Origin of the sequence: Brevibacterium sp. (genome assembly GCF_022712115.1) — a bacterium.
GTDB classification, from domain to species: domain Bacteria; phylum Actinomycetota; class Actinomycetes; order Actinomycetales; family Brevibacteriaceae; genus Brevibacterium; species Brevibacterium salitolerans.
Genome location: NZ_JALAHB010000136.1, coordinates 1 through 11,016, shown reverse-complemented (window position 1 = coordinate 11,016; position 11,016 = coordinate 1). Strand labels below are relative to the sequence as shown.

11 protein-coding genes are annotated in these 11,016 nt (G+C 72.1%); 7 read left to right on the top strand and 4 right to left on the bottom strand.

Going from position 1 to position 11,016, the window contains the following annotated elements:
• Nucleotides 1-74: 74 nt before the first annotated feature.
• The 4 genes from Q0A33_RS07820 to Q0A33_RS07805 all read right to left on the bottom strand — a co-directional run bounded on the left by Q0A33_RS07820 (nucleotide 75) and on the right by Q0A33_RS07805 (nucleotide 4,705).
• Complete coding sequence (locus Q0A33_RS07820) at nucleotides 75-704, bottom strand: YetF domain-containing protein (protein WP_291794890.1); 630 nt, start codon at nucleotides 702-704, stop codon at nucleotides 75-77.
• A gap of 283 nt (nucleotides 705-987) precedes the next feature.
• A complete protein-coding gene (locus Q0A33_RS07815; RefSeq protein ID WP_291794888.1) occupies nucleotides 988-1,257 on the bottom strand; it encodes a YHS domain-containing protein in 270 nt (89 codons plus the stop codon).
• Nucleotides 1,258-1,347: 90 nt separating this feature from the next.
• Nucleotides 1,348-3,678 carry a heavy metal translocating P-type ATPase gene (locus tag Q0A33_RS07810; RefSeq protein WP_291794886.1) on the bottom strand — a complete coding sequence of 777 codons (2,331 nt, stop codon included), beginning with the start codon at nucleotides 3,676-3,678 and terminating at the stop codon, nucleotides 1,348-1,350.
• Nucleotides 3,665-4,705, bottom strand: a complete 1,041-nt coding sequence (locus tag Q0A33_RS07805; RefSeq protein WP_291794884.1) for a heavy-metal-associated domain-containing protein — start codon at nucleotides 4,703-4,705, stop codon at nucleotides 3,665-3,667. Before Q0A33_RS07805 ends, Q0A33_RS07810 begins: the two co-directional genes overlap by 14 nt.
• 159 nt (nucleotides 4,706-4,864) lie before the next feature.
• Here Q0A33_RS07805 and Q0A33_RS07800 point away from each other — a divergent pair, with 159 nt between their 5' ends.
• From Q0A33_RS07800 to Q0A33_RS07770, 7 genes are read left to right on the top strand one after another with little or no spacing between them, the layout of a single operon-like run.
• A complete protein-coding gene (locus Q0A33_RS07800; protein ID WP_291794882.1) occupies nucleotides 4,865-5,920 on the top strand; it encodes a squalene/phytoene synthase family protein in 1,056 nt (351 codons plus the stop codon).
• Nucleotides 5,917-7,821, top strand: a complete 1,905-nt coding sequence (crtI, locus tag Q0A33_RS07795) for a phytoene desaturase family protein (protein WP_291794880.1) — start codon at nucleotides 5,917-5,919, stop codon at nucleotides 7,819-7,821. The genes Q0A33_RS07800 and crtI overlap by 4 nt, the downstream gene beginning before the upstream one ends.
• Nucleotides 7,818-8,168, top strand: a complete 351-nt coding sequence (locus Q0A33_RS07790; protein ID WP_291794878.1) for a lycopene cyclase domain-containing protein — start codon at nucleotides 7,818-7,820, stop codon at nucleotides 8,166-8,168. The genes crtI and Q0A33_RS07790 overlap by 4 nt, the downstream gene beginning before the upstream one ends.
• Nucleotides 8,165-8,587 (top strand): lycopene cyclase domain-containing protein, encoded by a 423-nt coding sequence (locus Q0A33_RS07785; RefSeq protein WP_291794876.1) that lies wholly within the window; start codon nucleotides 8,165-8,167, stop codon nucleotides 8,585-8,587. The genes Q0A33_RS07790 and Q0A33_RS07785 overlap by 4 nt, the downstream gene beginning before the upstream one ends.
• Entirely contained in the window at nucleotides 8,587-9,498 is a 912-nt protein-coding gene (locus Q0A33_RS07780; RefSeq protein WP_291794874.1) for a prenyltransferase, read from the top strand. Before Q0A33_RS07785 ends, Q0A33_RS07780 begins: the two co-directional genes overlap by 1 nt.
• Before the next feature lie 45 nt (nucleotides 9,499-9,543).
• On the top strand, nucleotides 9,544-10,269 hold the full coding sequence (locus Q0A33_RS07775) for a SatD family protein (protein WP_291794872.1): 726 nt from the start codon (nucleotides 9,544-9,546) through the stop codon (nucleotides 10,267-10,269).
• Nucleotides 10,266-10,979 carry a hypothetical protein gene (locus Q0A33_RS07770; protein WP_291794870.1) on the top strand — a complete coding sequence of 238 codons (714 nt, stop codon included), beginning with the start codon at nucleotides 10,266-10,268 and terminating at the stop codon, nucleotides 10,977-10,979. Before Q0A33_RS07775 ends, Q0A33_RS07770 begins: the two co-directional genes overlap by 4 nt.
• The last annotated feature ends 37 nt before the right edge of the window (nucleotides 10,980-11,016 follow it).

Here is an 11,016-nt window from a genome sequence, read left to right as displayed (position 1 = left end):
GGTCCGGCCGGGGCAGGGAAGGGTGGGGTCGTGAGGCAGTGAGGGGCACTGAGCCGCCCGCGCAGGCCTGCCGCTCAGTCCCGCCGCTCTTCCGCGTCCGGGTCCGGGTCCGCGTTCGAGTCCGCGTCCGGCTCCGGCTCCGGCTCCGCGAGGATGCGCGCGGCACCCTCGACGTGCGCCAGGACCTCGAGGCTCACACGCGCTCCCACACGGATGACGGAGTAGCTGCCGTTGGACTCCATGATGATGCCGCGCACCTCGGCCGGATGGGCGATGCCGGCCCGGCGCATGGCGGAGTGGAGGTCCGCAGGGGAGGTGTGCGTGCGGCGGCAGGCCTCCTCGAGAGGGGCGCCGTGCGCGAACACCGCGATGGGACCGGCGCTGATCAGACGTTTGGCCTGCCACGTCCGCTCCACCGCCCCGAAGACGGCCTCCATGAGCATGAGCGTGCACAGGCCGACGACGCCCGCAGCGACGGTGGGCGGATGGCCCAGGACCACGCGCCCGGCGACCGCCCCGAACATCACGAACACGACGGCGTCGAACCCGCTCGTCACCGTGAGCACACGCGGGCCGAAGAGGCGCACGAGCAGGAGGAACACGAGGTAGATGACCACCGCGGAGAGCACCACCACCGGTACCCGATAGGGCTCCATGCCCACGTGCTGGAGCAGATAGGCGCCCCAGCCCTCCTCCGGCTGCATCGCAGGCGTTCTCCCTTCTCCGTGCCCCGCCTCCCGGAAGGCACGGTGCACTGCTCCGCGCTCTCCGGCAGTTCCGGCAGTTCCGGCAGTTCCGGCAGTTCCGGCAGTTCCGGCAGTTCCGGCAGAAGCCTACGCCGCAGGCGCCCGACCGCTGGGCGCGGGGCGCGGGGCGGCCGGCCGCTCGGCGCCCAGCGCGGGGGCTGCGTGCTGAGTGCGGACCTGCGCGGAACGACCGCCGCCCTCCCCGTACGGCGGCGGGGAGGGCGGAGGCGCGCGGACAGTCCTATGCCGCGTAGGCGTAGCGCTCCGGCTCAGCATCGAACCGAGGCCCGCAGGCAGCGCAGCAGAACCAGTAGCGCTGCCCCTCGTAGTCGCGGTAGAGTCCGGCGGCCTCGGCGTCGGCCTTCACGACCGGTGTGCCGGCCATGACCTGGCACTCGGCCATCTCCTCGGCCGGGGTCTGTGCGAGGGCGGCGGCGCTGGGCGCGTGTCCGCAGCAGCTGCCCGCTCCTGCGGATGCGTCGGTCAGGTTCAGATCCTCGTGTGCAGTCATCAGTGGTTCCTTTCGCCGGTGGTGTCGGTGTGCAGTGTGTCGATATGCGGCATAGCGGTGTGCTGCCAAGTGATGCACAGCAGGCGGCACTCAGGCCGTCTGCGGCTCGCGGGCCTGTGGCGGCACGGCGTCCGCCTGCAGGGTCCGCTCGTCCGCGCGGGCCCTGAAGGTGCGCAGCCGGAGGCTGTTCGAGACGACGAACACGCTGGACAGGGCCATCGCCGCACCCGCGAGCATGGGGTTGAGCAGCCCGAACGCGGCCAGCGGGATCGCCGCCGTGTTGTAGGCGAACGCCCAGAACAGGTTGGTCCTGATCGTGCCCAGCGTCTTCCGCGAGAGCCGGATCGCGTCCGCCGCCGCCCGCAGGTCGCCGCGCACCAGGGTGATGTCCGCGGCCTCGATGGCGACATCCGTGCCGGTGCCCATCGCCAGCCCCAGGTCCGCCTGTGCGAGGGCGGGGGCGTCATTGACGCCGTCTCCCACCATCGCCACGACCTTCCCCTCGTCCTGCAGGCGGGTGACGACGTCGACCTTGTCCCCGGGCAGCACCTCGGCGATGACCTGAGAGATGCCGACCTCGGCGGCGACCTGCTCCGCCACGGCCCGGTTGTCTCCCGTCAGCAGCACCGGGGTAAGACCCAGCTCGGTGAACTGGGCGACGGCCTCGGCGCTGGTGGCCTTGATCCGGTCGGAGACGACCAGCACGCCCTGCGCGGCACCGTCCCAACCGACTGCGATCGCGGTCCTGCCTGCCGCCTCGGCGGTCTGCTTGGCGGTCCGGAGATCCTCGTCGAGACGGATGGACCAGTCCTCCAGCAGGGACTCGCGTCCGGCAACGACGGCATGGCCGGCGACGACGCCCTGCACGCCCTTGCCCTCGACATTGCCGAACGACTCCGGTGTGGGCAGCTCTCCCACCTCGCCTGCGGCCCCGGCGGCGATGGCCTGCGCGATGGGGTGCTCCGAATAGCCCTCCAGCCCGCCGGCCACCCGCAGCAGCTCGGCACGGTCCGTGCCCGCGGCGGGAATGACCTCCGTGAGCGTCATCCTGCCGGTGGTGACGGTGCCGGTCTTGTCGAGCACGATGGTGTCGACCCGCTTGGTGGACTCCAGCACCTCAGGCCCCTTGATGAGCACGCCCATCTGCGCGCCGCGGCCCGTGCCCACCAGCAGGGCGGTGGGGGTGGCGAGGCCCAGTGCGCAGGGGCAGGCGATGATGAGCACCGCGACCGCGGCCGTGAAGCCGGCGGAGAGCGGGAAGCCCGCACCGATCCACGCGCCCAGGGTGGCGACGGCGACGGCGATCGCGATGGGCACGAACACGCCGGAGACGCGATCCGCCAGCCGCTGGATCTCGGCCTTGCCCGACTGTGCGTCCTCGACCATCTGCGCCATCTGCGCGAGCTGCGTGTCGGTCCCCACCCGGGTGGCCTTCACGACCAGGCGTCCGCCGGCATTCACCGTGGCGCCGGTGACGGTGTCGCCCTCCCCCACCTCGACCGGCACGGACTCGCCGGTGAGCATCGAGGCGTCGATCGCGGAGCTGCCCGAGGTGACCACGCCGTCGGTGGCGATCTTCTCACCGGGCCGCACGACGAACTCGTCGCCCACCGCGAGCTCGTCGATGGAGACGCGCTGCTCCACGCCGCCCCGGAGGACGGTGACCTCCTTGGCGCCGAGCTCCAGCAGGGCGCGCAGTGCGGCTCCCGCGCGGCGCTTGGAGCGCTTCTCGAAGTAGCGGCCCATGAGGATGAACGTGATCACCCCGGCCGCGACCTCGAGGTAGATGTGCCCCATCCCGTCCGAGGGCGAGATGGTCAGCTCGAAGGGGTGCACCACGCCGCGGTCCCCGGCAGTGCCGAAGAAGAGGGCGACGAGCGACCAGAGCATCGCCGCCGTGGTGCCGACGGAGATGAGGGTGTCCATCGTCGCCTCGCCGTGGCGCAGGTTCATCCAGGCGGCACGGTGGAACGGCCAGCCCGCCCACACCACGACGGGCGCGGCGAGGACGAGGGAGGCGAAGCCCCAGTAGTCGAACTGCAGCGCGGGGATCATCGCCATCGCGATGACGGGCACCGCCAGGACGGCCGCACCGATGAGGCGCTGCCGCAGGGACCGCAGCTCGGCGTCCTCGCGGGATTCGCCCTCCTCGCCGTCGCCGGCCTCGCCCGCGCTGTTCTTGGGAACGGGGAGCTCAGCGGTGTAGCCGGTCTTCTCCACCTCCGCGATGAGCAGCTGCGGATCGTAGTCCGCGGGCACGGTGACGCTGGCCTTCTCCGTCGCGTAGTTCACGCTCGCGCTCACGCCGTCGAGCTTGTTGAGCTTCCTCTCGATCCTGTTGGCGCAGGAAGCGCACGTCATGCCGCCGATCTGCAGCTCGATGCCCGTGCCGTCCGCAGTGGTGTGCTCAGCCGTGCTCATGTCCGCTCCCCTCCTCGTGCTCCGTCTCGTCCTGGGTGCTTCCATGCTGGGTGGTCTCGTCCTGCGCAGGCGTGCTCTTGGCGGGCGCCTCACCGGCCGTCGCCGTGTCCAGCACGAGCGGGGCGGTGTGGACCTGTCCGTCCACCTGGAAGTCCAGGTAGAGCAGGTACCGGCCCTCGGTGGGGGCATTCGCCTCGAAGACGATCTCCGGGCCCGAGGTCTCGCCCGGCTCCGGCGCATCGCCGTGCGGGTGGACGTGCAGGTAGGCGAGGTCCCCGTCGCGCAGGGCGACCAGGTGCCCGAACGCACCCAGGTACGGTTCCAGCGCAGTGACCGGTTCGCCCTCCCGGGTGACCGTCATCGTGAGCTCCGAGCTCTCGCCCGCCACGAGGTCACCGGCGACGGAGACGGTGTAGCCGTCGACCTCGGTCTCCGTCACCGCCCCCTTCGCGGGTGCCGGGGCGACGTCACCGGCGACCTGGACCGTGGTCGAGAGGGTGAGTCCTTCCTCGGCGCCTCCGGGAACGAAGTCGGTGAAGACCCGGTAGGAGCCTGCGGCCTCCCACTCCCAGGGGATCGACCAGGTGCCGTCCTCGTCCCGCTCGGGATGGACGTGGCGGAAGTGCTGCCCGTCGGAGCGGACCACGATCAGGTGCAGCTCCTTCTCGTGCTCCGGTTCGTAGTCCGTGACAGGGCTTCCGTCAGGGCCGGTGACCGTCAGTGCCAGCTCCCCGGCCTCACCGGCCTCGGCGGGGGCCGTGACGCCGGTGAGCCGGTAGCCGTCCTGCTCCAGCCCGAGGCCCGGGGAGGCGGCGCCTCCGGCCTCATGGCCCGCGTGCGCATCGTCGTCCGTCATGGCCTGTCCTCCTGTGTGCTCGCCCCCGGCCGCGTGGCCGCCCTCGGCGGACTCCTCCGCCCAGGCCCGCACGGTGTCCTCGGGAACCACCGCGTGCGCCGTGAACGCGGCGACCGCGAACACCGCCACGAGGACGAGCCCGTACAGACCGAGCCGTACTGGTGCCTTCATCTGAACTCCTTCGCCGCGTGCTGACCACTCCAACATATACCCCCTGGGGGTATATTTCAATGGTGTGTGTGCTCGTGGTCACCATGCTCACCTCCTCCCCGCCGGAACCCGCCCCTCCCGCGGTGCCGCACGTCCGTGCCATCGGGGACAATGGAGACCATGCGCCCACGTCCTCGCCTGCCCTTCCTGCCTGCCCGGAGCGCAGAGCCTTCGCACGCCTCGGATCCGCAGACGGGCACACAGCGGGACGCACGGCTGGCCGCCCGCGCCGATGCGTCCGCGCAAGCGGCCGCACGCTATGCCGCGGCCGCCCAGTCAGCCGCACGCACCGTCATCAAGCGGTACTCCTCCTCGTTCTCCCTGGCCTCCTCCGCCCTCCCCCGCGCCGTCCGCGCACACATCAAGGCGATCTATGCGATGGTCCGCGTCGCCGACGAGACCGTCGACGGCGCCTGGACCGGGGCCTCCCCAGCGCAGGTCCGCGCGGAGCTCGACGCCTTCGAGTCCCGCATCGCCCGGGCGGTGGAGACCGGCTTCTCCTCGGATCTCCTCGCGCACGCCTTCGCACGCACCGCCCGCGCCACCGGGATCAGCAGCACGCAGTGGGGACCGTTCTTCGACTCGATGCGCGCGGATGCCGTCCCCGCCCCCGATCCCGCCTCGCCGGCGCACTCCCGCAGGGACCTCTCCGCCTACATCCACGGTTCGGCCGAGGTGGTGGGCGAGATGTGCGTCCTCGCCTTCTTCAACGGCGCCCCGCTGCCGGCGGATGCGCAGACCACCCTCCTGCCCGGTGCCCGCGCCCTGGGCTCCGCATTCCAGAAGGTCAACTTCCTGCGCGACCTCGCCCACGACTCCCACGGCCTCGCGCGCGGCTACCTCTCCTCCCCCGGTCGCGCCGCGACGGACTTCACGGAGGAGGACAAGGAGGCGCTCACCGCGGAGATCTTCGCGGAGCTCTCCACCGCCGCCGAGGCCGTCGACCTGCTGCCGCCGCCCGTGCGCCCCGCCGTGTGGACGGCTTTCGGGATCTTCGGGGATCTCACGCACCGGCTCGCCGGCACCTCGGTGGAGACGATCCTCTCCGGGCGGGTCCGCGTGCCGGGCGCCGTCAAGCTGCGCTACGCGGCGCTGGCGGCAGCCGGACGCCCCGTGCGCACATGGCCCGGAATGCCGGCGCGGTATACGTCAGAGCGCCCGGGGACGCAGCCATGAGCAGCATCGTCGTCGTGGGCGCCGGCATCTCAGGGCTGGCGGCGGCCGCGCTCATGGCCCGTGACGGCCACGAGGTCACCGTGCTGGAGCAGTCCGGGACCGTGGGCGGCAGGGCCGGACGACTCACGGACTCCGGCTTCGTCTTCGACACCGGCCCCTCCTGGTACCTCATGCCCGAGGTGTTCGACGCCTTCTTCCGGCGCTTCGGCACCACGGCCGCGGAGCAGCTGGACCTCGTGCCGCTCGACCCGTCCTATCGCCTCTACCCGCACCACGGCGCATCCGCAGGAGCAGCGCCACTGGACGTCCGTGCCGATCGCACCCACCTCCACGCGCTCTTCGAGTCCCGCGAACCAGGCTCCGCCGCCGCCCTCGACGCCCACCTCGCCGAGGCCTCGGCTCTCTACGACCTCGCCTCGGACCATGCGCTCCGCACGGATTTCGGCCGCGAGCACCGTGGGCTCACCGGGCTTCCCCGCCGTCTGCACTCCCTGGTGCGCACGCTCACGGCGGCGGCCGCGAGCAGGCGTGCGGGCACCGGCATCCCTGCCGGCACAGGCGCGCCGGCAGACACAGGTGCGCCGGCAGACACAGGCGCCCCCGCCTCGGCCGCGTTCCTCACCCGTCTCCCCGGCCTGCTCGCAGGCTCCTACCAGGACCTCGTGCACTCCCGCTTCCGCGACCCCCTGCTGCGGCAGATCCTCCTCTATCCCTCCGTCTTCCTCGCGACGGACCCCGCTCGTGCGCCCGCGCTCTACCACCTCATGAGTCGCATGGACCTCATGGACGGCGTGGCCTATCCGCGCGGGGGCATGCACCGGATCGTCGCCGCGTTCGCCTCCCTGGCGCGCCGGGAGGGCGTGCGGATCAGGCCCGGCGCGGAGGTCGTCGCGCTCACGCAGGATCCCCGCGGCAGCCGCACCGTCGCCGAGGTGGTCGCTCGCGTCCGGGCTCCCGGCACCTCGCCCGCGGGCACTGCGCCCACAGACACCGTGCGCGCGGAGGCCTTGCGCGCGGGCGCCCCGCCCGCAGCCACCTCGCACACGCGGCTGGAGACCTTCACTCCGGACTGGGTGGTGGCCGCCTGCGATCTGCACCATCTCGAGACCCGGCTGCTGCCTCCCGCACTGCGCAGCGTGTCCGCGCGCCGCTGGCATCGCCGCGACCCGGGGATGGGGGCGCTCGTCGTCATGCTGGGGATCGAGGGGCGGATCCCGGGCCTTGCCCACCACTCGCTGTTCTTCACCGACGACTGGGACGCGAACTTCGCCCAGGTGTTCGGCGGCCGCACGGCGGAACTGCCGGAGCCGGCGAGCGTCTACGTGTGCGCCCCTTCCGTGACCGACCCGGCCGTCGCTCCACCGGGCTGCGAGAACCTCTTCGTGCTCGTGCCCGCACCGGCGAATCCGTCGCTGCGCGCGGGGCAGAAGCAGGTGGAGGAGTACGTGGACAGAGTCATCGACGCCGTGGGCGAGCGCGTGGGAGCTCCGGATCTGGCCGCGCGCGTGCGGGTGCGGCATGTGCGCGCACCCGGCGACTACGCGGGTGGGGACGCAGCGGACGGTGACCGCGTGAGCGGCTTCCACGCATGGTCCGGGACCGCGCTGGGACCGGCTCACACCCTGGGCCAGAGCGCGATGTTCCGCGACTCCGTGGTGTCTCCGCGCGCCAGGAACCTCCTGCGCACCGGGGCGTTCACCGCTCCCGGCGTGGGCCTGCCCATGTGCGTCATGAGCGCGGAGAACGCCGCCGAGGCCCTGCGGACTCTTGAGGGCGAGTCCTCCATGGTCAGGGCTCACCCGGCCACGCAGGCCGTGGAACAGGAGGCAGACTGCCCTGCAGCGCGCACTGCTTGTGGAGGGCCGCCCGCAGACACGGCCCTGAGAGGAGCACCGCAGTGAGCGCGCTCGAACCCTTCGCGTACCTCGCGTGCCTGCTGTTCAGCATGTTCGGCATGCTCATGCTGGACTGGCGCCACCGGCTGTTCTGGTTCGCGGACCCCGGGCGTGCGGCGATCGTCCACTCCGCGGGCCTCGCGACGTTCCTGGTGTGGGACGCGTTCGGGATCGGGTTCGGCGTGTTCTTCCGCGGCGAGACCTCGTACATGACCGGCCTGCAGCTGGCCCCCGAGCTGCCCGTCGAGGAAGTCTTCTTCCTCACCTTCCTCTGCTGGCTGACGATGAACGTCTACACCGGCAGCCGGCGTCTGTTGGAACACCGTCGTGCACGGCGCGGAGGGACCCCATGACCTACTGGCTCATCAACGCCGGCTTCCTCCTCGCGGCTGCGGTGCTCTTCGCCTGCGCCTGCCGCCGCGGTCCGGACTCCACCCGGCGGGCACCTCGGGCACGGCTGTCCCGCGCCGCCGCCCTCCTCACCGCCGCGGTCCTGCTCACGCTCACCGCGGTGTTCGACAACATCATGATCAGCGTGGGGCTCGTGGACTACGGCGATGCCCAGATCTCAGGCATCCGACTGGGCGTCATGCCCGTCGAGGACTTCTCCTACACCGTGTTCGCCGTGCTCGCCCTGCCCGCGCTGTGGACGCTGCTGGGCAGGCGGATGCAGCGGTCGGCCGGCTCGGCCTCGGCGGCGGACACCGCCCCCGAGGCTGACCGGTCGGAGGGCGAACGGCCGGGACGTGCTCAGCAGGGAGACACACGCTGATGCCGGCGCAGGAGCCTCGCCCCCGGGAGACCCCGCGGTCCGCCCCGCTCACCGTGCGCCGCGCGCTGCGGCATCTGCTCATGACCTCGCGCCCGCTGTCGTGGATCAACACCGCCTACCCCTTCGGCGCGGCCTGGCTGCTGTCCGGCGGTGGGCTCGACGTCCGCTTCTGGGTGGGCTGCCTCTTCTTCCTCGTGCCCTACAACCTCGCGATGTACGGGATCAACGACGTGTTCGACTACGAGTCGGACCTGCGCAATCCGCGCAAGGGAGGCGTCGAGGGCGATGTGCTCGACCGGCGGATGCACCGCACGGTGCTGTGGGCCTCTGCGCTCACCTGTGTGCCTCCGGCCGCGTTCCTGCTCGCGACCTCGCACGTCGCGCTCCTCCCGGTGCTGGGGCTGAGCCTGTTCGCGGTGGTCGCGTACAGTGTGCGCGGCCTGCGGTTCAAGGAGGTTCCCGTCCTGGACGCGGTCACCTCGTCAACCCATTTCTCCTCCCCCGCCTGGTGCGCGCTCGCGGCCCTGGGAATCTGGCCGAGCGCGGCGGGGTGGTGTGCTCTCGCGGCGTTCTTCGTGTGGGGCATGGCCAGCCAGGCCTTCGGTGCGGTCCAGGACATCGGGCCGGACCGCGAGGCCGGGCTCGCCTCCGTCGCCACGGTCCTGGGCGCACGGACGACTGTCCGGCTCTCACTGTGCGGGCATGCCGCTGCCGGGATCCTCGCCGCCTTCACCGGCCCGCTCACCGGCTGGGCGGCACTGGGCGCGATCCCCTACCTCGTCTCCGTGGCCCGGTTCGCACGGATCACGGATGCGACAGCCGCGCGGTCGCATCGCGGCTGGACCACGTTCCTCTGGCTCAACTACGCGGTGGGTTTCGCGGTCACGATGCTTCTCATCGCTCAAATATAAGCAGATAGCTTATACCTTCAGACTTATAAGGCATACGCTACTCTCATGTCCGCAGATGTCCCGACGCTCACCGATCCCGGCACGAGCCCCCCGGACGAGGCCCGCACGGTCGCCGTCATCGCCGACATCGTGCGCTCCCGCTCCCACGCGGACCGCTCGCGCCTGCAGGAGCAGATCGAAGCCGTGCTCCTCGACGCGGAGGAGGCCGCAGAGGCCCATGAGCCGTTCACCGCCACGGTCGGCGACGAGTTCCAGGCGGTCTACGGCTCCCTCACCGCAGCGCTCGCCGCCACACTGCACATCATGCTGGCACTCCCCTCCGGCACCTCACTCCGGTTCGGCCTCGGCCTCGGCGGCGTCACCCCCGTGGACAGCCGCACCTCGACGGCCATCCAGGACGGGCCCGGCTGGTGGCGCGCACGCGAGGCGCTCGTCCGGGCGGAGGAGGCAGAGGCACACCGCCCCAGCCGCCGCACATGGCTGCGAGGGCCGGACCCGGCACAGGAGGCGACCGTGAATGCGTATCTGCTCCTCCGCGACATGCTCATCGACGGCATGAACGACCGCACCCGCAGCTATGCGCGCGGCGCGGCGCAAGGGAAGCCCCAGGCCGCCATAGCCGAGGCGCACGGGGTCTCGCAGTCCGCGGTCTCGCAGGCGCTCCGGCGCTCCGGCGCCTCCGAACTGCTCGAGGGGATGCGCCTGCTGGAGCAGGCGAGCGCGGCCGCAGACCCGAACGCAGCGGAGGAACAGGAGGCGGATCCCGCATGACGCTCCTCGGCCTCCTCCTGCTGGGCATCGGCAGCACCGACGCCGTACGGGCTTCCGGCACGCGCCGGCGGCGGCGCGCCTCCGCCGCCGTCTGGCTCGCGGTGCTCCTCGCGGCCGGCCTGCTCCACGCCGCGCCCTGGTGGCTGCTGCCCGTCCCGCTCGTGGCCGGCCTCGCCTGGAGCGCCGGGGTGCAGGTGGGCGAAGGGCCGCCCTCCGACCGCCGGTCCCCACGTCCCCGCGCACTGCTGCTGGTGAGCGCGGCGCTGCTCGCGGCGACCGCGACGGTGACCGCGGAGACGCTCTCCGCGGGGGACCTCGCCGGGCGCGTGCATCTCGGCGATCTGGGCGGCGACACCCTCGTCCTCGCCGCCGGACTCACGGCCTTCCTCGTCGTCAGCTCCAACGCCCTGGTGCGCGGGGCGCTCCGGAGGGATGCGCGGCCGGGCGCAGAGGAACGCCTGAGAACGGCCTCCCAGCTCAAGGGCGGGCGCTGGATCGGGCCCCTCGAACGGATCGCGCTGGCAGGACTGCTCGTCGCCGGCGCCTTCCCGGTGGCGGCCGGCGTCATCGCTGCGAAGGGCATCGTCCGCTTCCCCGAGATCCAGCAGGACTCCGGCGGCACGAAGGCGGAGCAGTTCCTCGTGGGGAGCCTCGTGAGCTGGGTGCTCGCGCTCGCCGCAGCGGGGCTGCTCCGGCTCTCGATGCAGTAGCACGCCTCCCCACACCCGCCCACCCACAAGTTACGTC

Bases quoted from the DNA above. Each gene is read 5' to 3' on its own strand.
- crtI (WP_291794880.1), top strand. From the start codon at position 5,917: ATGAGCAGCATCGTCGTCGTGGGCGCCGGCATCTCAGGGCTGGCGGCG.
- Q0A33_RS07800 (WP_291794882.1), top strand. From the start codon at position 4,865: ATGCGCCCACGTCCTCGCCTGCCCTTCCTGCCTGCCCGGAGCGCAGAG.
- Q0A33_RS07785 (WP_291794876.1), top strand. From the start codon at position 8,165: ATGACCTACTGGCTCATCAACGCCGGCTTCCTCCTCGCGGCTGCGGTG.
- Q0A33_RS07805 (WP_291794884.1), bottom strand. From the start codon at position 4,705: ATGAAGGCACCAGTACGGCTCGGTCTGTACGGGCTCGTCCTCGTGGCG.
- Q0A33_RS07820 (WP_291794890.1), bottom strand. From the start codon at position 704: ATGCAGCCGGAGGAGGGCTGGGGCGCCTATCTGCTCCAGCACGTGGGC.
- Q0A33_RS07770 (WP_291794870.1), top strand. From the start codon at position 10,266: ATGACGCTCCTCGGCCTCCTCCTGCTGGGCATCGGCAGCACCGACGCC.
- Q0A33_RS07810 (WP_291794886.1), bottom strand. From the start codon at position 3,678: ATGAGCACGGCTGAGCACACCACTGCGGACGGCACGGGCATCGAGCTG.
- Q0A33_RS07775 (WP_291794872.1), top strand. From the start codon at position 9,544: ATGTCCGCAGATGTCCCGACGCTCACCGATCCCGGCACGAGCCCCCCG.
- Q0A33_RS07780 (WP_291794874.1), top strand. From the start codon at position 8,587: ATGCCGGCGCAGGAGCCTCGCCCCCGGGAGACCCCGCGGTCCGCCCCG.
- Q0A33_RS07815 (WP_291794888.1), bottom strand. From the start codon at position 1,257: ATGACTGCACACGAGGATCTGAACCTGACCGACGCATCCGCAGGAGCG.